Source organism: Mycobacterium sp. NGS24 (assembly GCF_059813065.1).
Map to the genome: position 1 here is coordinate 209633 of NZ_JCALDW010000007.1, position 24784 is coordinate 234416.

The 24784-nt window shown below is 65.9% G+C and carries 26 protein-coding genes and 2 tRNA genes; 13 read left to right on the forward strand and 15 right to left on the reverse strand.

Features of this window, described 5'->3' with window-relative positions; genetic code table 11:
- Window positions 1-9: 9 nt before the first annotated feature.
- Window positions 10-765, reverse strand: a complete 756-nt coding sequence (locus AC5Y6Y_RS12560; RefSeq protein ID WP_473138701.1) for a DUF881 domain-containing protein — start codon at window positions 763-765, stop codon at window positions 10-12.
- Window positions 766-919: 154 nt separating this feature from the next.
- On the opposite strand from AC5Y6Y_RS12560, the gene crgA reads away from it, so the two are divergent.
- Together crgA and AC5Y6Y_RS12570 are read left to right on the forward strand one after the other, a co-directional pair.
- Window positions 920-1201 (forward strand): cell division protein CrgA, encoded by a 282-nt coding sequence (gene crgA, locus AC5Y6Y_RS12565; protein WP_418013974.1) that lies wholly within the window; start codon window positions 920-922, stop codon window positions 1199-1201.
- 156 nt (window positions 1202-1357) lie between these two features.
- Window positions 1358-1777 (forward strand): PH domain-containing protein, encoded by a 420-nt coding sequence (locus tag AC5Y6Y_RS12570; protein ID WP_473138700.1) that lies wholly within the window; start codon window positions 1358-1360, stop codon window positions 1775-1777.
- Between the two features lie 73 nt (window positions 1778-1850).
- On the opposite strand, the gene AC5Y6Y_RS12575 is transcribed toward AC5Y6Y_RS12570, so the two are convergent.
- Window positions 1851-2396, reverse strand: a complete 546-nt coding sequence (locus AC5Y6Y_RS12575) for a peptidylprolyl isomerase (protein WP_463826431.1) — start codon at window positions 2394-2396, stop codon at window positions 1851-1853.
- Window positions 2397-2514: 118 nt separating this feature from the next.
- Between AC5Y6Y_RS12575 and cwsA the strand changes: the two genes are divergently transcribed.
- Entirely contained in the window at window positions 2515-2943 is a 429-nt protein-coding gene (gene cwsA / locus AC5Y6Y_RS12580; protein ID WP_473138699.1) for a cell wall synthesis protein CwsA, read from the forward strand.
- A 39-nt stretch (window positions 2944-2982) separates the two neighbouring features.
- A complete protein-coding gene (locus tag AC5Y6Y_RS12585) occupies window positions 2983-3336 on the forward strand; it encodes a VOC family protein (RefSeq protein ID WP_473138698.1) in 354 nt (117 codons plus the stop codon).
- A gap of 40 nt (window positions 3337-3376) precedes the next feature.
- On the opposite strand, the gene AC5Y6Y_RS12590 is transcribed toward AC5Y6Y_RS12585, so the two are convergent.
- The 10 genes from AC5Y6Y_RS12590 to dnaA form a co-directional block, all read right to left on the reverse strand.
- Window positions 3377-3449, reverse strand: a tRNA-Ala gene (locus tag AC5Y6Y_RS12590).
- Complete coding sequence (locus tag AC5Y6Y_RS12595) at window positions 3440-3595, reverse strand: hypothetical protein (protein WP_473138697.1); 156 nt, start codon at window positions 3593-3595, stop codon at window positions 3440-3442. The genes AC5Y6Y_RS12590 and AC5Y6Y_RS12595 overlap by 10 nt, the downstream gene beginning before the upstream one ends.
- A 5-nt stretch (window positions 3596-3600) precedes the next feature.
- Window positions 3601-3674, reverse strand: a tRNA-Ile gene (locus AC5Y6Y_RS12600).
- A gap of 65 nt (window positions 3675-3739) precedes the next feature.
- A complete protein-coding gene (locus tag AC5Y6Y_RS12605) occupies window positions 3740-4597 on the reverse strand; it encodes a DUF3566 domain-containing protein (protein ID WP_463826283.1) in 858 nt (285 codons plus the stop codon).
- Between the two features lie 45 nt (window positions 4598-4642).
- Entirely contained in the window at window positions 4643-7735 is a 3093-nt protein-coding gene (gyrA, locus tag AC5Y6Y_RS12610) for an intein-containing DNA gyrase subunit A (RefSeq protein ID WP_473138696.1), read from the reverse strand.
- 33 nt (window positions 7736-7768) lie between these two features.
- On the reverse strand, window positions 7769-9802 hold the full coding sequence (gyrB, locus tag AC5Y6Y_RS12615) for a DNA topoisomerase (ATP-hydrolyzing) subunit B (protein WP_463826281.1): 2034 nt from the start codon (window positions 9800-9802) through the stop codon (window positions 7769-7771).
- Between the two features lie 242 nt (window positions 9803-10044).
- Complete coding sequence (locus tag AC5Y6Y_RS12620; protein WP_473138695.1) at window positions 10045-10581, reverse strand: DUF721 family protein; 537 nt, start codon at window positions 10579-10581, stop codon at window positions 10045-10047.
- Window positions 10578-11723, reverse strand: coding sequence for a DNA replication/repair protein RecF (gene recF, locus AC5Y6Y_RS12625; protein ID WP_473138694.1), 1146 nt, complete (start codon window positions 11721-11723; stop codon window positions 10578-10580). The genes AC5Y6Y_RS12620 and recF overlap by 4 nt, the downstream gene beginning before the upstream one ends.
- A gap of 16 nt (window positions 11724-11739) precedes the next feature.
- Window positions 11740-12936: a DNA polymerase III subunit beta gene (dnaN, locus tag AC5Y6Y_RS12630; protein WP_463826278.1), complete on the reverse strand. Its 1197-nt coding sequence runs from the start codon at window positions 12934-12936 to the stop codon at window positions 11740-11742.
- A 527-nt stretch (window positions 12937-13463) separates the two neighbouring features.
- Window positions 13464-14945: a chromosomal replication initiator protein DnaA gene (gene dnaA / locus AC5Y6Y_RS12635; RefSeq protein WP_473138693.1), complete on the reverse strand. Its 1482-nt coding sequence runs from the start codon at window positions 14943-14945 to the stop codon at window positions 13464-13466.
- A gap of 576 nt (window positions 14946-15521) precedes the next feature.
- Between dnaA and rpmH the strand changes: the two genes are divergently transcribed.
- From rpmH to AC5Y6Y_RS12680, 9 genes are all read left to right on the forward strand, one after another.
- Window positions 15522-15665 (forward strand): 50S ribosomal protein L34, encoded by a 144-nt coding sequence (gene rpmH, locus AC5Y6Y_RS12640; protein WP_003898363.1) that lies wholly within the window; start codon window positions 15522-15524, stop codon window positions 15663-15665.
- Window positions 15666-15689: 24 nt separating this feature from the next.
- Complete coding sequence (rnpA, locus tag AC5Y6Y_RS12645) at window positions 15690-16064, forward strand: ribonuclease P protein component (protein WP_463826276.1); 375 nt, start codon at window positions 15690-15692, stop codon at window positions 16062-16064.
- A complete protein-coding gene (yidD, locus tag AC5Y6Y_RS12650) occupies window positions 16061-16369 on the forward strand; it encodes a membrane protein insertion efficiency factor YidD (RefSeq protein ID WP_463826275.1) in 309 nt (102 codons plus the stop codon). Before rnpA ends, yidD begins: the two co-directional genes overlap by 4 nt.
- Window positions 16353-17447, forward strand: coding sequence for a membrane protein insertase YidC (gene yidC / locus AC5Y6Y_RS12655; RefSeq protein WP_463826430.1), 1095 nt, complete (start codon window positions 16353-16355; stop codon window positions 17445-17447). The genes yidD and yidC overlap by 17 nt, the downstream gene beginning before the upstream one ends.
- 104 nt (window positions 17448-17551) lie before the next feature.
- Complete coding sequence (locus tag AC5Y6Y_RS12660) at window positions 17552-18103, forward strand: Jag family protein (RefSeq protein ID WP_463826274.1); 552 nt, start codon at window positions 17552-17554, stop codon at window positions 18101-18103.
- Window positions 18104-18199: 96 nt separating this feature from the next.
- On the forward strand, window positions 18200-18913 hold the full coding sequence (rsmG, locus tag AC5Y6Y_RS12665; RefSeq protein ID WP_473138692.1) for a 16S rRNA (guanine(527)-N(7))-methyltransferase RsmG: 714 nt from the start codon (window positions 18200-18202) through the stop codon (window positions 18911-18913).
- Window positions 18910-19926: a ParA family protein gene (locus tag AC5Y6Y_RS12670; RefSeq protein WP_473138691.1), complete on the forward strand. Its 1017-nt coding sequence runs from the start codon at window positions 18910-18912 to the stop codon at window positions 19924-19926. The genes rsmG and AC5Y6Y_RS12670 overlap by 4 nt, the downstream gene beginning before the upstream one ends.
- A gap of 3 nt (window positions 19927-19929) precedes the next feature.
- Window positions 19930-20913, forward strand: coding sequence for a ParB/RepB/Spo0J family partition protein (locus AC5Y6Y_RS12675; protein ID WP_463826271.1), 984 nt, complete (start codon window positions 19930-19932; stop codon window positions 20911-20913).
- A 354-nt stretch (window positions 20914-21267) separates the two neighbouring features.
- Window positions 21268-22029 (forward strand): acetyltransferase, encoded by a 762-nt coding sequence (locus AC5Y6Y_RS12680; protein ID WP_473138690.1) that lies wholly within the window; start codon window positions 21268-21270, stop codon window positions 22027-22029.
- Here AC5Y6Y_RS12680 and AC5Y6Y_RS12685 read toward each other — a convergent pair.
- The 3 genes from AC5Y6Y_RS12685 to trxB all read right to left on the reverse strand — a co-directional run bounded on the left by AC5Y6Y_RS12685 (window position 22026) and on the right by trxB (window position 24723).
- Window positions 22026-23252, reverse strand: a complete 1227-nt coding sequence (locus tag AC5Y6Y_RS12685) for an N-acetylmuramoyl-L-alanine amidase (protein ID WP_463826269.1) — start codon at window positions 23250-23252, stop codon at window positions 22026-22028. The two genes, AC5Y6Y_RS12680 and AC5Y6Y_RS12685, sit on opposite strands and share 4 nt — an antisense overlap.
- Window positions 23253-23386: 134 nt before the next feature.
- On the reverse strand, window positions 23387-23737 hold the full coding sequence (gene trxA, locus AC5Y6Y_RS12690; protein ID WP_463826268.1) for a thioredoxin: 351 nt from the start codon (window positions 23735-23737) through the stop codon (window positions 23387-23389).
- Window positions 23734-24723: a thioredoxin-disulfide reductase gene (trxB, locus tag AC5Y6Y_RS12695; RefSeq protein ID WP_473138689.1), complete on the reverse strand. Its 990-nt coding sequence runs from the start codon at window positions 24721-24723 to the stop codon at window positions 23734-23736. The genes trxA and trxB overlap by 4 nt, the downstream gene beginning before the upstream one ends.
- Window positions 24724-24784 lie beyond the last annotated feature (61 nt).

A 24784-nucleotide genomic window follows, 5' to 3' on the forward strand; every position in this document is an offset into this window, starting at 1 on the left:
GTGCTGTTGTCAGTAGCCGATCGGGCCCATCGGCTGCGCATAGTGCAGCCGCACCGGCTCGGAATGGCCGGCGATCTGGACGTCGGCCTTGACTTCCTCGCGGTACCCGAGCCCGAACCGGACCACGTACTGCTTGTAGAGGGTCACCAGGGGAGCGGCGGCCAGCGCCGCCTGCATGGCGGCGGCGTTGCCGATGGCGGTGATGGAATAGGGCGGGCTGTAGGTGCGACCGTTGAGCAGCAGGGTGTTGCCCACGCAACGGACCACCGACGTGGCGATGATGCGTTGGTCCTGCATCTGGATGGCTTCCGCGCCGGCACTCCACATCGCATTGAGCACCCCGTCGATGTCCTGTTGGTGCACGACGAGGTCGTCCGGGGTGGCGTCCCGCGGGAACCGGCCGTTGGCATCGCGCTGCGCGTCGTTGAGGACCACTACCAGGGCGGGGCCGCGCACCGGGTTCATGTCGGCCTCGCCGGCCAGTTCGGCGGCCCGTTGCAACATCGCGCGTAGTGCGGTGTCCGACGACCGGCCGTGTGCGGCGTCGAGCTTGCGGCTGAGCGCTTCGCGTTCGGCGTCCAGTTGACTCACCGAGGACCGGGTTTCACGGACCAGGTCCACCAGCCGCGGCGCGTCGCTACGACGGATTTCCGCACCCCCGGACACCCCGTGCGTCGCGGCCAGCAGCAGCCCGGCCAGCAGACACACCACCGGGACACCGAAGTGCCACAGCGAGCGGCGCTGATCGGATCCCTGTTCGGTCAACGGTGTGTCTCCGGCTCCTGATCGCGGTTCGCGGTGGGTGGTCGCGGATCGCCTTGAGTTAAGGTCGTACCCAAGCTCCGCGCTGCAACCGTAATCGTTGCACCTGTTCCGCATCGTTGCACCTGCTCTGCTCGTTTGACACCAGAGGTAGTAAATGCCCAAGTCCAAGGTCCGCAAGAAGAACGACTTCACCGTCAGCGCGGTGAGCCGTACGCCGGTGAAGGTGAAGGTGGGGCCGTCCAGCGTCTGGTTCGTCGCGCTGTTCATCGGGCTCATGCTGGTGGGGCTGGTCTGGTTGATGGTGTTCCAGTTGGCGGCTTACGGTCCGCAGGCTCCGGCCGCGCTGCACTGGATGGCCGAACTCGGTCCGTGGAACTACGCCATCGCGTTCGCTTTCATGATCACCGGGCTGTTGCTCACGATGCGCTGGCACTGAGCGTTGACTCAGGGGTAATGGCGGGGTGATATGTCGGTCTTGTTAGCGAGCTAGCAACCCCGCCGTTACCCAATCACACGCGTGTGATTCATCCCCACTGTTGATAGCTGCTGTGGATTAATCGTATCCATGGTGGTGAGAGGGCTCCGATAACGCATGCAGCAAACTGAATGGTCGCCGCCCACCGCCGGAATCGCAGCTTGCGGCGTCGGCGGCATGATGTTGGCTATCGCCGCTGTGACGCTGGTCACAGACCCGCCCGGGCGCTTCATCGCCGGGATTGCCGCGCTGGGTCTGCTCGTGTTTGCCGGCGCGTCGTGGCGGGCCCGTCCCAAGCTGGCTATCACCGACGACGCGCTGGTATTGCGCGGCTGGTTGCGCACGCAGCTGTTGCGCCGCGACGCGATCGACATCATCCGGATCACCGAATTCCGCCGACACGGGCGGCGGGTGCGGCTGCTGGAGATCGAGACGGTCAGCGGGGGACTGATTGTGCTGTCGCGCTGGGACCTGGGCACCGACCCTTTGGACGTGCTCGACGCCCTCACCGACGCCGGCTGGGCGGGTCACCCTTAGTGCCGAACAGACGCAAAAGCCCCCATTTCGGCACGAAATTAGGGGCTTTTGCGTCTGCTCGGCGGGGGACTGGTCAGGAAATGGTGATCGACTCGATGACGACCGGTTCCAGCGGGCGGTCGTTGCCGTCGGTCGCCGTGGTGGCGATGGTGTCGACGACGCGCTGCGACTCGGGGTCGATGACCTCGCCGTAAATCGTGTGGCGACGGTTCAGGTGCGGGGTCGGGCCCACCGTGATGAAGAACTGTGAGCCGTTGGTGCCCGGCCCGGCGTTGGCCATCGCCAGCAGGTACGGCCGGTCGAACTGCAACTCGGGGTGGAACTCGTCGGCAAACTTGTAGCCCGGACCGCCACGGCCGGTGCCGGTCGGGTCGCCGCCCTGGATCATGAAGCCCTTGATCACCCGGTGGAAGACCGCGCCGTCGTAGAACGGGCCCGACGGGCCGCCGGAGGCGTTCTGCGTCGAGTACTCCTTGGTGCCCTGCGCAAGCCCGACGAAGTTGGCGACGGTCTTGGGCGCGTGGTTGCCGAACAGGGCGACCTTGACGTCTCCCCGGTTGGTGTGCAGCGTGGCGGTGGCGGTCTGAATCGGGTTGGTCACGGGATCACAGTCTGCCACCACACCGCATCCGGCCCGCAGCCGGTGCACCTGCATCCGTTTGAGGTCAGGTACTAGCTCGACGGCGTGGTACCTGATAGGACTCGTAGGATCCGAGCGGCACGGCGAAAGGCGGCAGATGAGTGTGACGGTGGATGCCCGGTTGACTCCGCGCGAGCGACTCACCCGGGGCCTGACCTACTCGACGGTGGGACCGGTCGACGTCACCCGCGGCGTCGTCGGCCTCGGAGCCCAAGGTGCGCGCTCGACGGCCACGGAGCTCCGGCGCCGCTACCGGGAGGGCCGCCTGGCCCGCGAGCTCGCCGCCGCCCAGGAGACGATCGGCCAGGAGCTGGCCGCCGCCCAGGAAGTGGTCGCCAACCTGCCGCAGTTGCTGCAGGATGCCCGCCGCACCCAGCGCCGCAGCAAGAAGCCCTGGGTGGTCGCGGGTGCCGCCGGGGTGGCGGTGCTGGCCGCCGGTGGGGTCGCGTTCAGCATCGTGCGCCGCTCGACGCGTCCGGATCCGTCGCCGTTGCCGCCCAGCGTCGATGTGCAACAGCGTCCCTAGGCAGGTGGGTTTCACCTCCGCGCGCGCAGGGAGTCACCGATGACCGGGCACGACGTACGAATGATCATCTTGGCGACCGACGATCTCGACGAGTCGATCCGGTTCTACACCGAGACGCTGGGGATGGCGTTGAAGTTTCGCGACGGAGCCCACTTCGCGGCGCTGGACGGTGGCTCGGTGACGCTGGCGTTGGCGACCGCGGTGGACCATCCGATTCCGGGCCAGGTTGTCGTCGGGATCAAGACCGCTGACGTCGACGCCGCGGCCAAGGCGGTGGAAGCTGCCGGCGGTGGCATCGTGCAGGGCCCCCACGACGACGCGCACGAGCGGCGTGCCGTGGTCTACGACAACAAGGGCAACGGGCTGGTGTTCTACAGTCCGCTCAACCGCTGACGCCTGCCTCGCATGGCCGGCGATGGTCACGGCCAGTGTGTGGAGCCTAGGGGAATCGAACCCCTGACACCCGCCTTGCAAAGGCGGTGCTCTACCAACTGAGCTAAGGCCCCTCGTGGTGATCGGGTGCGTCATCAGAGGTCGGATCGGGCGCCACGTGCCAGACTTCGACGTCGCGCCGCGCACGGAACACGGCAGCCGCGCCGGCCGCGGCGGCCGCCGCCAGCGCGAACTTCACCCGACGTCTTGACGAACCCATGGTCGTGGGCCTAGGAGGACTCGAACCTCCGACCTCTTCGTTATCAGCGAAGCGCTCTAACCGCCTGAGCTATAGGCCCGTACTGCGCATACGGCCGAGCGAGGAGATTACCGCACCGGCCACCCGACACCCAAAACAGGCCAGCTAGTCCCGATCCGCCAGCGTCACTTCGATACCACCGATCAGATCGGTGGTGAGGTTGTAAACGAACGCGGCGATGGTGGACATCGCGGTCATCAGCACGATGTTGACCAAACCGATCAGGACGGCGCCGCCGAAGATGGTGCCGCTGGAGACGAGCTCACCGCTGCTGCCGCTGGTGTTGTTCAGCAGATCGCCGACGTTGCTGTTCAGCTTGGCCCACACGCCCATGCCGCCGAGCACCAGGTACAGGAACGCGACCGCGATCATCCAGACGAAGAACAGCGCCACCGACAGCAGCAGCGACACCTTCAATGTGCTCCACGGGTCGATGCGACGGATCTGCATGCTGGCCCGCACCGGCCCGCGGGCCCGCCGGGACCCGACCGCCACCCGCGACTCCCGCGATTCGCGGCCTTCGCTGCTGGACCGGGTTGTTCCTGACGAGGTGTCCGAGCTCCGCTCGGGAGTGGACTTGCGCGGGGTGGCCCGCGGAATCGGCCCGGACAGATCGGGCAGTTCGCTGGCATATGCCTCTGCAGGGGTGTTGTCGCTACGCACAGCTGGCGCCTCCGGCGGTGAGCCGGTGGTCGGACCCGACCCGCCGGAGATGAAACGATTCAGCCGCGCTTCGGAGCTGCTGGGCGGCCGCACTTCGGTGGGTGGGTCTGCCGCTGGACGCGGTCCCGACTGCGATGACGTCCGCGCCGCTCCGCGCTGCCACGGCGGGGCGTCGCCCGCATCCGGGATGCGGCCGGACCCGGTCGCGGCTCGGTGCGCACCGGCCCGTTCGGTTGAGCCATCCCCGTTCGGCTGGTCGCCCGGACTGGGGGCGCCGCCCGGCTCGTTCGGTGAACTCACCCCGACTCCTCACATGTGTGCTCAAGTAGCCGAGTCTATGCCCGGCTAGCTGACCGGCCCCTCTTCGCCCTCGACCTCGGCCTCGACGCTGGCTTCGGCGTTGCGGGCGATGGCCAACAGCGTGTCGCCCTCACCCAGGTTCATCAGCCGGACGCCCTTGGTCTGCCGTCCGGCCTTGCGGACCTGCCGGGCGGTGGTGCGGATGACACCGCCGCCGGAGGTGATCGCGTAGAGCTCGCTCTCGTCGTCGACGATCAGCGCCCCGACCAGTCGGCCGCGCCGCCGGTCGTACATGACCGTCAGCACACCCTTGCCGCCGCGCCCCTGCACCGGATACTCCTCGATGCCGGTCCGCTTGGCGTAGCCGCCCGAGGTGGCGACCAACAGGTAGGTGCCTTCGTGCACGACGTTGAGCGAGAGCAGCCGGTCGTCGGCGTTGAACCGCATACCTTGCACCCCTGAGGTGGCGCGGCCCATCGGCCGCAGCGCCTCGTCGGTCGCCGAGAACCGGATGGATTGGCCGTTGGCCGACACCAGCAGCAGGTCGTCATCCGAGGAGCACAGCACCGCGCCGACGAGCTCGTCGCCGTCGCGCAGGTTGACCGCCACGATTCCGCCGGACCGGTTGGAGTCGAAGTCGGTCAGTTTGGATTTCTTCACCAGCCCGTTGCGGGTGGCCAGCACCAGGTACGGCGCGTCCTCGTAGCTCTTGATCTGGATGACCTGGGCGATGCGTTCTTCGGGCTGGAAGGCCAGCAGGTTGGCGACGTGCTGACCGCGCGCGGTCCGCAACGCCTCCGGTAACTCATAGGCCTTGGCCCGGTACACCCGTCCCTGGGTGGTGAAGAACAGGATCCAGTCGTGGGTGGAGCAGACGAAAAAGTGCCGCACGATGTCGTCCTGCTTGAGCCCGGCACCCTGCACGCCTTTGCCACCGCGTTTCTGGCTGCGGTACAGATCGGTCTTGGTGCGCTTGGCGTACCCGGTTTCGGTGATGGTGACGACGACGTCCTCGCGGGCGATCAGATCTTCGTCGCTGACCTCACCGTCGGCGGCGATGATCCGGGTACGACGGTCGTCGCCGTGCTTGTCCACGATCTCGCCGAGTTCGTCGCGCACGATGCCGCGCTGCCGTTCCGGTTTGGCGAGAATGTCTTCCAGGTCAGCGATTTCGGCTTCGATCTTGGCCAGGTCGTCGACGATGCGTTGACGTTCCAGGGCGGCAAGCCGGCGCAGCTGCATGTCCAGGATCGCCTGCGCCTGGATCTCGTCGATGTCGAGCAGTTCGATCAACCCGGTGCGGGCGACGTCCACGGTCTCCGATGCCCGGATCAGCGCGATGACTTCGTCCAGCGCGTCGAGGGCTTTGACCAGACCGCGCAGAATGTGGGCCCGCTCGTTGGCTTTTCGCAGTCGGTAGGTGGTGCGCCGGACGATCACGTCGAGTTGGTGCGCGACGTAGTAGCGGATCATCTGGTCCAGCCGCAGGGTGCGCGGCACGCCGTCGACGATCGACAGCATGTTGGCACCGAAGCTGGTCTGCAGCTGGGTGTGCTTGTAGAGGTTGTTGAGCACCACCTTGGCCACCGCATCGCGCTTGAGTTCGATGACGATGCGCAGCCCGACGCGGTCGCTGGACTGGTCCTCGATGTTGGAGATTCCGGCCAGCCGGCCGTCGCGGACCTGCTCGGCGATCGAGGTGATGAAGTTGTCGTGGTTGACCTGATAAGGCAGCTCGGTAATCACCAGCGAGGTCCGGCCGCGCGAATCCTCTTCTACCTCAACGACTCCGCGCATTTTGACCGAACCGCGGCCGGTCTTGTACGCGTCAGAGATTCCCTGTGATCCGACGATCAGACCGGAGGTGGGAAAGTCCGGTCCCTTGACGCGCTCCATGACCGCGTCCAGCGTCGCCTCTTCGTCGGCGTCGTGGTTGTCCAGGCACCAGAACACCGCTTCGGCGAGTTCGCGCAGGTTGTGCGGCGGGATGTTGGTGGCCATGCCCACCGCGATGCCGCCCGAGCCGTTGGCCAGCAGGTTGGGGAACCGGCTGGGCAGCACCGTGGGTTCCTGCACCCGGCCGTCGTAGTTCGGGATGAAATCGACTGTCTCCTCGTCGATTTCGCGCAGCATCTCCATGGCCAGGGGGGTCAGCCGTGCTTCGGTGTTGTGACTGATGAAGCCGTTGGTCAGGAACGCGTGGTCTTCGGTGTCGACCCGCAGGCTGTAGACCGGTTGCACGCCGGCGTCGGTAACGGATGCGACTCGTGCGTAGTGGAAACGGCCGTCGGTGAGTTCGGATGCAATGGCCGCGGCATCCGCGTCATCTACGTAGGCCTGCAGGAATTCGGCAAGTCCCGGCACCTCGTCGACCGTGGGGGATAGGCACCCCATCGTCGGCGTGTTGGGTTCACGACCCCCACCCTCGGTGCTGAGGACCACACAGTCACCCGGCGCAATCTCTTCGATGAGCTTCCACAACAACGTGGGCACCGGTCCGATGTTCACCAGGCACAGCAGCGGGTGATTGGCCGTGCCGGTTAACTCGTGACCGCCGTTCGTGCGGACCCGGAACGTGGGGTGTTCACCCGAATGGAACAACCTGTCTGCGGAGACCGGCAGGCCGTGCCGGTCAAGCACTTTCAGGTCAATGGCGTTGTCGCTGTTGGCTTCAGCGCCCGGAACCACCTCTGCGATGGGGATGGAGCGGCCCTCGGGCAGTCCGATCAACGTGTCCCCGGTGACGCAATACCTCATTGCCGCCGGCGGATCGTTGCCCGGCGATCCGAAGTTGCCCTGCCCGTCGACCAACGGGTACCGCAGCGACCACGGCTGCGCCATCCGCACCAACGTGTCGTAGATCGAGGCGTCGCCGTGCGGGTGGTAGTTACCCATCGTCTCGGCCACTGAGCGAGCCGATTTGGCGTGGCTGCGGTCGGGACGGAATCCGGAGTCATACATCGCGTAGAGCACCCGGCGGTGCACCGGCTTGAGGCCGTCGCGCACTTCGGGCAGCGCGCGGCCGACGATCACGCTCATCGCGTAGTCGATGTAGCTGCGCTGCATCTCCTGCTGGATGTCGACCGGTTCGATCCGGTCCACCGAGTCGTCGCCGGGCGGCAGCGTCGTGTCAGTCATCTATTCCTCGTTGTATCGAAGGCGGACTGGGGATCAAACGTCAAGGAAGCGAACGTCTTTGGCGTTACGGGTGATGAAGCTGCGCCGGGCCTCGACGTCCTCGCCCATCAGGATGGAGAACAACTCGTCGGCGGCGGCGGCGTCATCGAGGGTGACCTGGCGCAATACCCGCACCGAGGGATCCATCGTGGTTTCCCACAACTCCTTAGCGTCCATCTCGCCCAGACCCTTGTAGCGCTGAATGCCGTCTTCTTTGTTGATCTTCTTCCCGGCCTTCTGGCCGGCCTCCAGCAGGCCGTCGCGTTCCCGGTCGGAGTAAGCGAATTCGGGTTCGCTGCGCTGCCACTTCAGTTTGTAGAGCGGCGGCTGCGCAAGGAACACATGGCCGTGTTCGAGCAGCGGCCTCATGAACCGGAACAGCAGCGTCAACAACAACGTCGAAATGTGTTGTCCGTCAACGTCGGCGTCGGCCATCAGCACGATCTTGTGGTACCGCAGCTTGGCGATGTCGAACTCGTCGTGGATACCGGTGCCGAGCGCGGTGATGATGGCCTGAACTTCGGTGTTCTTCAGCACCCGGTCGATGCGGGCCTTCTCGACGTTGATGATCTTGCCGCGCAACGGCAGGATCGCCTGGAACATCGAGTCCCGGCCGCTCTTGGCCGAGCCGCCGGCCGAGTCACCTTCCACCACATACAGTTCCGACTTGCGCGGGTCCGTGGAGCGGCAGTCGGCCAGCTTCCCGGGCAACCCCCCGAGGTCGGTGGCGCTCTTGCGGCGCACCAGCTCGCGGGCCTTGCGCGCCGCGATTCGGGCCTGCGCCGAGGAGACCGCCTTGTTCACCACGGTTTTGGCTTCTGACGGGTTGGACTCGAACCAGTGCGTGAGCTGCTCGTTGCACACCTTCTGCACGAACGACTTGACCTCGGTGTTGCCCAGCTTGGTCTTGGTCTGACCCTCGAACTGCGGTTCGGCGACCTTGACCGAGATGACGGCAGCCAGGCCTTCGCGGATGTCGTCACCGGTGAGGTTGGGGTCTTTGTCCTTCAGCAGCTTCTTGTCTTTGGCGTACTTGTTCACCACGGACGTCAGCGCGCTGCGGAAACCCTCTTCGTGCGTGCCGCCCTCGTGGGTGTTGATGGTGTTGGCGAAGGTGTGCACCGATTCGGAATAGCCGCCGTTCCACTGCATGGCGATTTCGACCTCGTGGCCGGTGCCTTTGCCGTCGAAGTCGATCACGCTCTGCTGGATCGGGCTCTTGGTGCGGTTGATGTGCTTGACGAAATCCACCAACCCGCCGGGGTAGTGGAAGGTGCGGTGCTTGACCTTGTGCGGCCTCTTGGATTCGGCGGCTTTCTCCTCGGCGGACTTGGGGGCTTCGGCGTGGTCGCTGACCACCTCGTCGACCACTTCGTCCTGTTCCACCCGCTCGTCGGTGAGGTTGATCGTCAGGCCCTTGTTCAGGAATGCCATCTCCTGCAGACGGCGGGCCACTGTCTCGAAGTCGTACTGGGTGGTTTCGAAGATGTCCGGGTCGGCCCAGAACCTGATGGTGGTACCGGTCTTGCGGGTTGCTTCGCCCTGTTTGAGGGTGCCGGGCACGGCCCGCTCGTAATACTGCGACCACTGGTGACCGTCGCGCTTGATGTCGACTTCCAGCCGGGTGGACAGTGCGTTGACCACCGAGACGCCGACGCCGTGCAGACCGCCGCTGACGTTGTAGCCGCTGTTCTCCCCACCGAACTTGCCGCCGGCATGCAGCTGGGTCATGACGACGTCGACGGTCGGGGCACCGGTGGCGTGCATGGCGACCGGGATACCGCGACCGTTGTCGGCCACCTCGACGCTGCCGTCGTCGAGCAGCTTCACATCGACCTGGGTGGCGTAGCCGGCCATGGCCTCGTCGACGGAGTTGTCCACCACCTCCCAGACCAGATGGTGCAGACCACGCTCCCCGGTGGAGCCGATATACATGCCCGGGCGTTTGCGGACGGCCTCGAGCCCTTCCAGAACGGTGATCGCCGAAGCGCCGTATTCGTCTTGTGCCTTCTTCTTCTGGGCAGCCACGTGCGGAACGCTCTCCTTGGGGATCGCAGCGACGATATTGGTTACCGTCGGCAAGTCGTCTATCACTCTACCGTGATGCACTGTCAGCACCGATCTTGCGGCCGCGTTTCTACCCATCTGATTGCGCCGTGCGCTCAGTTTCGTCGTTGTGGGCGCGTCCTGACGTTCCAGATATCAGTCCGCTAATTTCTGGCGGCTCTGAGACGGTGGCGTGTGAAGCGCCCCCGAGCGCCGGACGGTGCTTATCCGTACGTGTCGCGGGGTCCCCGGCCCGGGGAAGTGCGGCGTCCTTTCCGCCACGACGGGGTGGCCGGACCGGTGATCTTCAGCGAGGTCACCACACCGTTGCCGACAGCGGCCGCGATCTTGGCCAGCAGCTGGGCCTGCATCAGTCGCAGTTGGGTGGCCCAGGCCGTCGACTCCGCCGTCACACTGAGCACGCCGTCGGTCAACGACGTCGGATTCGCATGGTCGGCGATCTGATGTCCGACGACCGAATTCCACTGGCCGAACACGGTTCCCTCGGCCACCTGCGCGGTCCAGCCTCGCTGCTTGGCCAGCTCGCTGGTCAGCCGGCCCAACGGTTGGGGATCGCGCGCGTCGGGTCCCGGTCCCGACCATCGGCGCCGTGAACCGGCCACCCGGCGGCGCGGCTCGACGGGAGCCGCCCGGCCCCGGCCGGCGTCCTGTCCCCGCGCCCGGGCCGCCGCACGCGCCTCTTCCAGCGTTCGCCGAACCAGGTCCAGGCCGCGCTGGTTGACTTCGTCCTGATCGCTCATGCTGTGACCTCCGAGACCGGACCGGCGTCGCTGTCGTGTAACTCGATGTGCACACGGCCGGCCTCCCAGCCCGCGGGAATGTCCTCGGGTACGGCCGCGGTCACCAGCACCTGCTCGGCCGACTCCGCCACCGTCGCCAAGGCCCGGCGCCGCTTGGTGTCCAGTTCGGCGAACACGTCGTCGAGCAACAACACCGGGTCGCTGCCATCGGCGCGCAGCAGTTCGTAGGCGGCCAGCCGCAACGCGACCGCGAAAGACCAGGATTCCCCATGGCTGGCAAAGCCTTTGGCGGGATGCTCGCCCAGCCGCAATTCCAGGTCGTCGCGGTGTGGGCCGACCAGACACACCCCCCGCTCCAGTTCGGCGCCGCGGCGGGCGGTCAGGGCGGCCAACAGCACCGACTCCAATGAGTCGCTCTCCGCCTGCGGCGCCACCGTATCCGTGCTGGCGCGGTAACCGATTGCCGCCGAACGTGATTCGGGCGCCAACAGTTGATAGGCCTTCTGCACCTGCGGTGTCAGTTCATTGACCAGATCGATCCGGGCCGCCATCAGTTGGGCACCGATTTCGGCCAGCCGGCCGTCCCACACCTCCAGCGAATCCAGCGCACCCCGATCACTGCGAAACCGGGCCCCGGACAACGATTTCAACAAGGCGCTACGTTGCCGCAGCACCTTGTCGTAGTCGGCACGCACCCCCGCGATCATCGGCCGCCGCACGGTGGCCAACTCGTCGAGATAGCGGCGCCGGTCCGCCGGGTCGCCGCGCACCAGTGCCAGGTCCTCGGGAGCGAACAACACCGCCCGCAACACCCCGACGATCTCGCGCGTGCTGCGCACCGGCGACCGGTTCAGCCGCGCCTTATTGGCGCGGCCCGCGGCGATCTCGAGGTCCACCGCGCATTCGCGACCCTCGTTCACCACGATGGTGGACACCACGGCGCGTTCGGCGCCCGCGCGGATCAGCGGCGCATCCGTACCGACCCGATGGGATCCCAGCGTGGTCGAATACCACAGCGCCTCAAGCACATTGGTCTTCCCGAAGCCGTTACGACCGACGAATACCGTGCGCCCCGGCGCCAGTTCGAGATCCAACCGTGCCCAGGACCGGAAATCACGCAAGCCCAGATGCCGGACGTACACGTGTGCGTCCCGGCGATCAGCCCGGCAGCCGCACCGGCATCAACAGATACACGTAATCCGTCGGTACCGCGGGGAACGGACCACTGCCGCTGGGCACCGCATCGTCGGCCGAGGCCGGACGCAGCAAGGCCGGTTTGCCCGGAGTGGTGAACCCGAACGACACCCGCTCGGAATGCAGCGAACCCAGCCCGTCGGTCAGGTAGGTCGGGTTGAAGGCGATGGTCAGCGGTTCCCCGGCGTAGTCGACGGCCAGATCCTCCTCGGCACGTCCGACGTCGTCGGCGCCGGCCGACAGCCGCAGCATGTCGTCGGCGAATTCCATCCGGATCTGTGCGCCGCGTTCGGCGACCAGCGCCACCAGCTTGATCGCTTCGGTCAACTCGGCGACGTTGATGGTGGCCACCGCGCTGTGTTCAGCCGGTAGCAGTTGCCGGAATTTCGGGAATTCGGCGTCCAGCAACCGGGTGGTACTGCGTTTGCCGTTGCCGCTGATACCGAGCAGGCCTTCTTTGCCGACACCGGATCCCGAACCCAGCGACAGCCGGACTTCCGAACCGTCGGCGCCAGCCTTGGCGGCTTCGGCCAGAGTCTTGGCCGGCACCAGCACCGAGGCCTCGATGTCGGGGGACAGCGCCGACCACGTCAACTCGCGGACCGCCAGCCGAAACCGGTCGGTTGCGGCCAAAACCACCGATTCACCGGAGATCTCGACCCGGATGCCGGTGAGCATGGGCAGCGTGTCATCCCGGCCGGCAGCGATGGCGACCTGGCCGATCGCCTCGGCGAACAACTCGGCCGGCAGCGTCCCGGTCTCCTCAGGCAGGGTCGGCAGGGTCGGGTAATCCTCCACCGCCATCGTCGGCAACGAAAACCGAGCGCTACCGCAGGTCAAGGCGACCCGGTTGCCGTCGACGTAGAAATCCACCGGCTTGTTGGGCAGCGCCCGGGTGATTTCGGACAACAGTTTCCCGGACACCAAAACGCTTCCCGGGGAGGCGATTTCAGCAGCGACCTGTACTTCGGCGGAGACCTCGTAGTCGAATCCGGAGATGGTGAGCCCATCCTCGGATCCGGTCAGCAACACCCCGGACAGCACCGGCACCGTCGGCCGTGACGGCAGGTTTCTCGCCACCCACGACACCGCTTCGGCGAAGGACTCCCGGACCAGCCGAAACTTCAAATCGGTGACCGCACGTGTTGTAGCCGCGTCCATTGCGTCCCTTCACACCTGTGAACTCAAATCCGTGGGCCAGCTCCCCCGCCGGCGTTGGGGACTCCCCGTGACGACCGCCGGCGGCAGGTATCCGCCCCGACGACCGCAACAGCAGTCGAAGAACAACCGTAGAGCTTCTGGGGCGAACTTGAAAGCTCATCGCGCACCCCCGCAAACCAAGCTCGGGCCGCCGCGCAACGCCCCCGGACGAGGCTTGTCCCCAAGGGTGTACTTCAAGGAAGAAATGATGAAGAGATTTCAATAACAGTATTAGGGCGTGTGGAATCTGGGGACAACCCGGGCTTCGCGCAGCTAGCGGCCAGACGGGGCTGGGGATGACCGGGTCGCTGCCTGTGCGGGACGCGGTGGACGGCTGGGGATGAGCCACGGTTGTGCACTCAGGACGCACTGATGCACGCCGAACTCGCAGGGTTTGTGCACAGCCTGCGCACATCATCAAGCTGTTGCAGCTGTGACTCGAGGGAAGAAAGTTTTTCACCAAATTCGCGCGGGGGTGACGCAAGAACTCAGCGCTTGGAGCGCTGCCGGATCCGGGTGGTGAGTTCTTTGACGTTGTCGAAGATCTCGCGGCGCTGGGCCATCTCGCCGCGGATCTTCTTCTCCGCGTACATCACCGTGGTGTGATCGCGGCCGAAAGCCTGCCCGATCTTGGGCAGCGAGAGATCGGTGAGTTCGCGGCACAGGTACATGGCGATCTGGCGCGATTGCGCCAGCGGGCGCGCCTTGCCGGGCCCGCGTAGTTCTTCGACGGTGGTGTCGAAGTATTCAGCGGTGGCCGCCATGATGGTGGCCGCGCTGATCTGCATGCCGCTCGCGTCGGCGATCAGGTCGCGCAGCACGATCTCGGCCAGGGCCTTGTCGATGGGTGTCTTGTTCAGCGACGCGAACGCGGTGACCCGGATCAGGGCTCCCTCGAGTTCGCGGATATTGCGTTCGATGCTGCTGGCGATCAGTTCGAGGACGTCGTCGGGCACGGCCAGCCGCTCCACTTGCGCTTTCTTGCGCAGGATCGCGATGCGTGTTTCCAGGTCGGGGGGTTGCACATCGGTGATCAGTCCCCACTCGAACCGGGTGCGCAGCCGGTCTTCGAGGGTGGCCAACTGTTTGGGGGGCCGGTCGGAGGAGATGACGATCTGCTTGTTGGCGTTGTGCAGGGTGTTGAAGGTGTGGAAGAACTCTTCCTGGATCCCGTCCTTGCCTTCGATGAACTGGATGTCATCGACGAGCAACACATCGACATCCCGGTAGCTGCGTTTGAACGACACCTTGCGGTCGTCGCGCAGCGAGTTGATGAAGTCGTTGGTGAACTCCTCGGTGGAGACATACTTGACCCGCATGCCGGGGAACAACCGCTGCGCGTAGTTACCGGCGGCGTGCAGCAGGTGGGTCTTGCCCAGGCCGGACTCACCCCAGATGAACAGTGGGTTGTAGGCGCGCGCGGGCGCTTCGGCAATGGCCAGGGTGGCGGCATGGGCGAATCGGTTGGACGAACCGATGACAAAGGTGTCGAACGTGTAGCGCCGGTTGAGGCTGGTTCCGCTGGCGGCCGCGGTGTCGGTGGTGTGCGGGCGTTCGGTGAAATACGAGGGCCAACTCTGTGCGTTGCCGGCGGGCGCATCGGTGTCGGCGGTGTCGTCGGCATCGGTGCCGGGCGGCGGGCCCGCGTCGGAGGGTGCGAGCGCTCCGTCGTCCTCGGTGGGTGGGGCGATGCGGACCCCGAGTTGGATCTGTTGTCCGAGGCGACGGCTGAGTGCGTCGGTGATCTGGGTCCGCAGGTGTCGTTCGATCTCGTTCTGGACGAACACGCTGGGAACCGAGAGCAGCGCGAATCCCTCGACGATGGTCAGTGGTCGTACCAGATTCAGCCAGGCCCGTTGCTGGGGTGTCAGGGGAGTGGCGGGAGCGGATCCGTTACCGGAGTCACCGTTGAGTTCGGAGACGACCGCGTTCCACACTGTGGCGAATCCGGAACCCGGGTCATCGGTCAACGACGCATCTCCTGATCCGACGGTCGAGGGGGGTGGCGACGAACAGCTGTCCACATAGTTATCCACAGGTGTGGAAAGGACGGTCGATTACGTGCCGCAGCATAAACCACGGTCCGCGATCTCCGTGCTGGAAGACAATCATGAAGACTGTCCGGTCAGCTAGTCGATCCGCCATCCTCGCTTCATGGTCGACTCCAAACTTTTTGTCGACGCCGTTCCAAGTTCGCCCCAGCTTGGAAACGACACCCCGCGAAGCTAACAGTTTTCGTTGCGGCTGCCAACAGTTCTGTTGTATTCCGCTGGCGTTCTTGATGTTCTGGATCTTTCGGCGCTGAACGCCGCGTCACCACCGGCGGTGATATGCCGGTGGTGCTGGGTCTGCTGGGGCGAGCGAGGTTTGACCAGGCGAACCCGCATCAGTACCCTCAAACAGTCGCCCGAAAGTCGGCGATACGGCTGCGACCCGGACCCAATGCCCGGGGACCGCGCCGGCCAGCTAGCGAGACACTCTCCGACCAACGGGCTGCAAAGCATCTGCGGGCGGATGGTTATGCCAAACACAGCGAGGAGAACGCCGTGGCCAAGGGCAAGCGGACCTTCCAGCCGAACAATCGGCGTCGAGCCCGCGTACATGGTTTCCGGCTGCGGATGCGCACCCGTGCCGGGCGGGCCATCGTCGCCAACCGGCGCAGCAAGGGTCGCCGCGCTCTCACTGCCTGATCGCAAGATCGGGTTTGCCAGCAGGTGCTTTCTCCACGCAACCGCATGAGGCGGTCGACGGAGTTTGACGCGACGGTGAAGTATGGGATGCGCACAGTGCAGCCCGACGTCGTCGTCCATGTGCGCAGAGGCAGCGAGTCGTTGGGCGACCCAACCCGATGCCAAGCCCCGAGAGTCGGCCTGATCGTGGCCAAGCGAGTGGGCACCGCAGTCGAGCGGCACCGGGTGGCGCGGCGGCTGCGCCATGTGGCGCGGCCGATGCTGGAGAGTCTGCATCCGCTGGATCAGGTGGTGATCCGCGCCCTGCCCAGCAGCCGGCACGTGTCGTCGGCCTGGCTGGAGCAGCAACTGCGCCGCGGCCTGCGCCGGGCTTTCGAATTGGCGGGAACCGAGCGGTGAGCACACCGAGTATCGGCAACCCCGTGGTGCGTGCCACGATCTCTGTGATCCAGCTTTACCGGCACATGGTGTCGCCACTGCGGCCGGCCACGTGCCGGTTCATCCCGACGTGCAGTCAGTACGCCGTGGCGGCATTGGCCGAATACGGCATGCTCCGCGGGAGCTGGCTGGCGGTGGCCAGACTCGCCAAGTGTGGACCCTGGCACCGGGGCGGATGGGACCCGATCCCTGAGCGCCGGGCTGACTTCGATGACGCCGCCGTCGACCGCGCGGCACCGCAACGGGGGAGTGACACTTTTGTTTGATTGGTTCAGCCTCGACTTCGTCTACTACCCGGTGTCGTGGATTATGTGGGTCTGGTACAAAGCGTTCGCTTTCGTGCTGGGGCCGGACAACTTCTTCGCCTGGGCGTTGTCGGTGATGTTCCTGGTCTTCACATTGCGTGCGCTGCTGTACAAGCCGTTCGTCAAGCAGATTCGGACCACGCGGCAAATGCAGGAGCTGCAACCGCAGATCAAGGCCCTGCAGAAGAAGTACGGCAAGGACCGCCAGAAGATGGCGATCGAGATGCAGAAGCTGCAACGCGAGCACGGCTTCAATCCCATCCTGGGTTGCTTGCCGATGCTGGCCCAGCTGCCGGTGTTCCTTGGGCTGTATCACGTGTTGCGCTCGTTCAACCGGACCACCGGCGGCATCGGTTTGCAGAGCATGTCCCCCGAGCAGAACCGGTTGATCGGCAACTACGTCTTCACCGCGCTCGACGTGCAGAACTTCCTCAAGGCCAACCTGTTCGGTGCGCCGATCGGCGCCTCCATGACCCAGCAGGGCGGCCTGGGAGCCTTCGAACACTTCAGCCGCCCGGCAGTGATCGCGGTAGGTGCGCCGGTGATGATCCTGGCCGGCGTAGCCACCTACTTCAACAGCCGGGCTTCGGTGGCGCGACAGAGCGCCGAGGCTGCGGCGAATCCGCAGACCGCCATGATGAACAAGCTGGCTCTGTACGTGTTCCCGCTCGGCGTTGTGGTCGGCGGTCCGTTCCTGCCGCTGGCGATCATCCTGTACTGGTTCGCCAACAACATCTGGACCTTCGGTCAGCAGCATTACGTGTTCGGCATGATCGAGAAAGAGGACGAAGCTAAAAAGCAGGAAGCCATTGAGCGGCGGGCTGCCAACGCCCCGGCCCCGGGAGCCAAGCCGGTCCGCACGAGTAGGGCATCCCAGGGACCGGAGAATCGGTCCGAGTCCCCGGGTGCAGCGGACGGCGCAGCGAGCGGCGAAGAAGATCAGACCTCGACGGCTCAGGCGAACAAACCCAATTCGGCGGGCCAACGCCCGGGACGCACGCCGCGTCCGGGGGCGCGACCGAAGAAACGCAAACGTTAGCGAGCGCCCGGCACCGGCCGGTTCGGCCTGCCGGGACGCTCGAGAACCACCGCGCGGTGCGAGCACCGCGACTACCCAACCCGTGGATGAGGGGAGACATTGCTATGACCGACGCGGACACCACCGAAGTTGATATCGACACCCAGGAGAGCGACCCGGACGGTTCGGCTCCGGCCGTGGACGGTGACGATCTCGAAGACCGTCTGGTCGCCGAAGGTGAGATCGCCGGCGACTATCTGGAAGAGCTGCTGGACTTGCTGGACTTCGACGGCGACATCGACCTGGACGTCGAAGGCAACCGCGCGGTTGTCAGCATCGACGGCAGCAACGACCTGAACAAGTTGGTGGGTCGCGGCGGCGAGGTGCTCGATGCGCTGCAGGAACTGACCCGACTGGCGGTACACCAGAAGACCGGGGTACGCAGCCGGCTGATGCTCGACATCGCGAGCTGGCGTCGTCGGCGGCGGGAGGAACTAGCTGCCCTGGGTGACAAGGTGGCTCGGCGGGTTGCCGAGACGGGCGAGCGCGAAGCCCTCTCGCCGATGACGCCGTTCGAGCGCAAGATCGTCCACGATGCCGTTGCCGCGGTGGAGGGCGTGCACAGCGAGAGTGAGGGTGTAGAGCCCTCGCGCCGCGTTGTCGTGTTGCGCGACTGATACGCGTGACCGGAAAGTGACCGGCCCGTGACCACCGGAGTTACAGAGGTGTAGTTCGGCGCCGGCACGGGCGAGGCGGAGGCGGAGACCGGAGGAATGTTTCACGTGAAACATGTCGATCCGCACGGGCGCGCGCAGCCGGATGAACCAGAAGCCCAGGCCGTCAGGGCGGCGGAACACCTCTTCGGCCCGCGAATCGACATGGCGCGGCGCTACGCCGAGCTGCTGCGGACCGCTGGGGTCGAGCGAGGGTTGCTCGGTCCGAAGGAAGTCGACCGGGTGTGGGAGCGCCATATCGCGAATTCAGCCGTGATCGGCGAGCTGCTGGAGGAGCGTTCCCGGGTAGTCGACATCGGCAGCGGTGCAGGCCTGCCGGGCATCCCGCTGGCACTCGCTCGTCCAGACCTGCGTGTGGTGCTGCTCGAACCACTGCTACGCCGCAGTGAGTTTCTCGGGGAAGTCGTGGACGATCTCGATTTACCGGTCGAGGTGATTCGCGGCCGCGCGGAAGAGCGCGTGGTCCGCGACATCGTGAGAGATAGTGACGCCGCGGTGTCCCGGGCCGTAGCCGGACTGGACAAACTGACGAAGTGGAGTATGCCGTTGCTGAAGCTCGACGGACAGATGGTGGCGATCAAGGGGGAGCGCGCTCCCGACGAGGTCCGCGAACACCGGCGTGTGATGGCGGCGGCGGGGGCCGTCGATGTCAGGGTAGTGACATGTGGTGCGAACCTGTTGGAACGGCCGGCGACCGCGGTGGTGGCTCGGCGGGGGACACCGGCGCGGCGGTCGCGCGGAGGCACGACATGAGGTTCGGCCGCAACACGGGGCGCCCGAGTGACGCGATCCCGCCCCGCCCCGACGCCCCGGTGCCTGCCGACCGAGTGGCGCCGCGGCCGCCGGTAGCGCACAATCCCACCGTGAATGTTTCACGTGAAACATCAACCGAGTTCGACACCCCGATCGGTGCTGCTGCCGAGCGCGCCATGCGGGTGCTGCACACCACGCACGACGCCCTCCCGCGACCGCGCCAGCGCCGGGTCTTCACCATCGCCAATCAAAAAGGGGGAGTCGGTAAGACCACGACCGCCGTGAACCTCGCCGCGGCCCTCGCCGTGCAGGGCCTCAAGACGCTCGTGATCGACCTCGACCCACAAGGCAACGCCAGCACCGCGCTGGGCATCACCGATCGCCAGTCGGGGACACCCTCGTCCTACGAAGTGCTGATCGGTGAGGTGCCACTACGCGAGGCGTTGCGCCGCAGCCCGCACAGCGAACGCCTCTATTGCGTGCCGGCCACCATCGACCTGGCCGGCGCCGAAATTGAACTGGTCAGCATGGTGGCGCGCGAGAACCGGTTACGCAACGCACTGGTCGAGCTGGACAGCTTCGACTTCGACTACGTCTTCGTGGACTGTCCGCCCTCCCTCGGACTGCTCACCATCAACGCTCTGGTCGCCGCGCCGGAGGTGCTGATTCCCATCCAATGTGAGTACTACGCGCTTGAGGGCGTATCGCAGCTGATGCGCAACATCGAGATGGTCAAGGCGCACCTCAACCCGCAACTCGACGTCACCACCGTCATTCTGACCATGTACGACGGCCGAACCAAGCTGGCCGACCAGGTAGCCGAAGAGGTACGCCGGTACTTCGGTGACAAGGTGCTGCGCACCGTCATCCCGCGCAGCGTGAAAGTATCCGAAGCGCCGGGCTACAGCATGACCATCATCGATTACGATCCCGGTTCGCGTGGGGCCATGAGCTATCTCGACGCCAGCCGCGAACTCGCGCAACGCGACCGACCACCAGCCGGGAGGGCATAACCAATGACGACTCCGTCACGCAGGAAGGGCGGTCTGGGCCGCGGGCTGGCTTCACTGATCCCCACCGGCCCGGCCGAGGGCGACGCCGGACCCGCAACGCTGGGTCCGCGGATGGGTTCGGCAGCCGCCGATGTGGTGATCGGCGGGCCGTTGCCGGACGCCGCCGCGATGGGTGCGGTGTACCGCGAAATCGCACCGTCGGACATCGAGCCCAACCCACGCCAGCCACGCCAGGTGTTCGACGACGAAGCGCTCTCGGAGCTGGTGCACTCCATCCGCGAGTTCGGGCTGCTGCAGCCGATCGTGGTGCGTGCGGTTCCCGGAACGCCCGGCGGTGCGCGCTATCAGATCGTGATGGGGGAGCGCAGATGGCGCGCGGCGCAGGCAGCCGGCCTGGCCACTATCCCCGCTATCGTGCGCGAGACGGGCGACGATAACCTGCTGCGCGACGCCCTGCTCGAGAACATCCACCGGGTGCAGCTCAACCCGTTGGAAGAAGCGGCGGCATACCAGCAACTGCTCGACGAGTTCGGCGTCACCCACGACGAACTGGCCGCCCGCATCGGCCGCTCACGCCCGCTGATCACGAACATGATCCGGCTGCTCAAACTGCCGATCCCGGTGCAGCGCAGGGTAGCGGCAGGGGTGTTGTCCGCCGGACATGCCCGGGCGCTGCTGTCGCTGGAAGCCGGGCCGGAGGCCCAGGAGGAATTGGCGAGCCGGATCGTCGCGGAGGGTTTGTCGGTGCGGGCCACCGAGGAGGCGGTGACCCTGGCGAACCGGGCAGACGGCAGTGCGCCGACGCCGCCACGGCGCAAGCCGATCCAGATGCCGGGACTGCAAGACGTCGCCGAACGACTGTCGAACGCATTCGACACCCGGGTCACCGTCGCGCTGGGCAAGCGCAAAGGCAAGATCGTGGTTGAGTTCGGTTCGGTGGACGACTTGCAGCGGATCATCGACCTGATGACCTCGAAACCGGCCTGACCGGGCACGACCAGTCATCTTGTGTAATTACGTCACTGTGACAGTGCACTGGTCGGGTGCGGGTCCGCAGCCCGCGGACCGGCGCAAACACGCTGTGCGTCAAGCCTTTTCGACAATCGACGGGTCAACCCGGGTTGGTCGCGACCGCACGGGGGGTGGCGCCGGCCGGACAACGCAGCCGTCGGGCGCGCACTGGCCGGATACCCGTCGACTCTCCTATCCTGGAAGGGTTGCCGGTGCACATCAGGCCGGGGAGAGCGGGGCCAGCCACGCCGCCGTTGCCACGTCGCACAGACGCCGGGCGGCACGCCGAGGGCTATCGGGTTCGAGCGCCGCACGGAGGCTAGGAGACTAGTGTCAGCTCGGATTACTGCGCTGCGGCTCGAAGCATTCGAGCAGCTCCCCAAGCACGCGCGTCGGTGCGTGTTCTGGGAGGTCGATCCGGCGACCCTCGGGACCGATGACCAGCTGGCGGACCCGGAATTCGAAAAAGAAGCGTGGCTGTCCATGGTGATGCTCGAGTGGGGTTCGTGCGGGCAGGTCGCGACCGAGATCCTGGACGAACGCAGCCAGGCCGAGCCGGCGTGTGTCGGCTACGTGCTATACGCGCCGCCGCGGGCCGTTCCCCGTGCCCACCGGTTCCCGACCGCGCCGGTGTCGGCGGACGCGGTGTTGTTGACCTCGATGGGTATCGAGCGTGGGCAGGCCGACCCGGGCGTGGTGGCGGACCTGCCGCACAATTTGATCAGCCGGGTGGTCGACGAGTTGGTACGCCGCGGGGTGCGCGCGCTGGAGGCTTTCGGCCGTACCCAGGCAGCCACCGAGTTGCAGGAGCCGGTGCAGGCCGACCTGCAGCCGGTCGTTGAAGCGCTGGGGGACTGCTCGGTCGAACACTGCATCATCGATGCGGACTTTTTGCTGGACGAAGGATTCGTGGTGGTGGCGCCCCATCCGTACTTCCCGCGGCTGCGCCTCGAACTCGACAAAGGACTGGGCTGGAAGGCCGAAGTCGAGGCCGCGCTGGAACGCCTGCTGGAGAACGCCCAGCTGCAGGAGCCGGTCGGGGCGGCGACAGCCGGCAACACCTTGCAGGCGCCGGACGGTGAAATCGGTTAGGAGCCGGTGCTTCTGCTGGCCCGCTCGCGCTCGACGCTGAGTTCGTGGGCCAGCAATTCGGCGAAGGTGAAGGTGCCGGTGGGCCGATCGTTCTTACCCAGCAGATAGAGCCGCTTCACCGCGGCCAGAATGCCTTCGGCGATGGCGTCGCGCGTCTGCGCGGCAACCAGCATCTGACGGTCGTTGGGGTTGGTGATGTAACCGACATCGACCTGAACGGTGGGCATTCTGGTGAGCCGCAACAGATCCCAGGTTCGGCCGTGGACGCGACAGTCCCGTAAGCCGGTGCGGGCAACGACTTCTCGCTGGATGAAGTCGGCCAGGTTGCGGCCGATGGTGGACACCGATCCATGCGAGTTGCCGAAGTGGAACGATGCCACGCCGGTGGCCGACGGGCTGGTTTGGGTTTCACACCGCAGACTGATCATCAGGTCTGCCCCAACGGAATTCGCGATGGCCGCACGCTCGGCGTCCGACGGGCTGTGGTCGTGTGGTCTGGAGCGGAACGTCTCCATACCGATCGCGGTCATCCGGCCTTCGAGCCGACTTGCCAAGTCCCACAACACGTCTGCTTCGCTGATCGGACCGTCCGGTCCGTAGCTGATCAGGCCGTGGTCGTTGCCGCCGCGGCCCGGGTCGATGATGATCCGCTTGCCGGACAGCTTGGGTCCGGACCGTCGGACGAGTTCTTCTTCCCGGATCGCGTGTGGCGAACCGCCGCTGACCCGGGAACTGAGAAAGTACAAGGACCGCAACGTTTCTGGGCCGCAGATGCCGTCGGCGGACATGCCGTATTCCCGTTGGTAGGACATCAGCGCATTGTGGGTCTGCAGACCGAAGTGGCCGTCCACCAGACCGGTGTAGAAGCCGAGGTCCTGCAGACGCGCCTGCAGGGTCGCGACATCGTCACCATAGAGCGGAGCCCCGAATTGGTGATACAGCGTGCGGGCGCCGAGACGGTAGGAAGCTTCCTTCAACGCCCGGTAGGTGGCCTCGCCGACAACGCCGTCCACCAGCAGTCCGCGGTGCTGCTGGAATGCCCGCACTGCGTGGTCCAACTCGCCGTCGAAGACGTCGACCGCGACGTGGCTGCCGGTGTTCAGATCTTCGTCAAAATTGTCCAGCATTCCCAGTGCGGCCAGCGCGGCCCGGATTTCGGTGACAGCGGCGCCGCGGTCACCACAGCGCAGCGCGTCGCCGTCTTCGCGGCGCGGACTCGGCATACCAAGGGTCCTCCGGAACTAATTGTCACCACTGCCAATAGGCAGCGCAGTTAACCGGTATTGTCGCAGATCCTCGCCGATATCGGGAAAACCCCAGGCCAATCGGGGACCCGTTTCGTCCGGCGATCCGACTCTCAGCTGAGCCCGGGCACCGCCTCGGACAGCTCGCGCAGCAGCGCCGCCTTCCCCTTGGCGCCGACGATCCGCTTCACCGGTTCACCGTTCTTGAACAGAATCAGCGTGGGGATGGACACCACATCGAAGTCGACGGCGGTCTGCGGATTGGCGTCCACGTCCAGTTTGGCCACGGTCAGCTCGGCCGAACGTTCGGCGGCGATTTCTTCCAGGACCGGCGCCACCATCTTGCACGGACCGCACCAGGTCGCCCAAAAGTCAACCAGCACAGGCTTACTGCTGGAGAGCACCGCGGTGGGGAAGGTCGCGTCGGACACCTCGATGGTGGCGGACTGCTCCGGATTGCTCATCGCTTGGCTCCAATCAGAGTGTCGGTACTGTCGGCGTGTCCGGCTGATTCGTGTTCGGCGAGCCAGCGCTCGGCGTCGATCGCGGCCGAGCAACCGCTGCCGGCCGCGGTGATGGCCTGTCGGTAGGTGCGGTCCACCAGGTCCCCGGCCGCGAACACCCCGTCCAACGAGGTGCTGGTGGTGCGTCCCCGGACCAGGACGTACCCGTCCGGGTCGAGGTCGACCGCGCCGCGGACCAGCGCCGAGCGGGGCTCGTGGCCGATGGCGACGAACACCCCGGTCACCGGCAGCGTGGTTTCGGCACCGGTGACGTTGTCGCGAATCCGCAACCCGGTGACCGTGCTGTCGCCTTCGACGCCGAGTACCGCCTTGTTGGTCAGGACGGTGATCTTCTCGTTCGCCATAGCCCGGTTGAGCATGATCTTGGACGCCCGGAACTCCTCGCGCCGGTGCACCAGGGTCACGCTGCGCGCGAACCGGGTGAGGAAAGTCGCTTCCTCCATCGCCGAGTCGCCACCGCCGATCACGGCGATGTCCTGATCGCGGAAGAAGAACCCGTCACAGGTGGCGCAGGAGCTCACGCCACGGCCCAGCAGTTCCTGTTCACCGGGAACCTGCAGGTAACGCGCGGCGGCGCCCATCGCCAGGATGACCGCGCGGGCCCGGAACATCTCACCCTCGGCGGTCACCACGGATTTGACCGGCCCGTCCAGCGCCACCGACTCGACGTCTTCCATGCGCAGGTCGGCGCCGAAGCGCAGCGCCTGCTCGCGCATCTGGTCCATCAGCTCGGGGCCGGTGATGCCGTCGCGGAAACCGGGGAAATTCTCCACCTCGGTGGTGGTCATCAGCGCGCCGCCGAACGAGGTGCCCTCGAAGACCAACGGCTTGAGCTGCGCTCGGGCGGTGTAGAGGGCCGCGGTGTAGCCGGCCGGACCGGAACCGATGACGATTACGTCGTGAATGGTGTTAGCGGAGGCAGTCATGCGGGCCTTTCCAGCGCGAGCCGATCAAAAGACGAAGTGGATCTGCAAAGTTTACGAACGC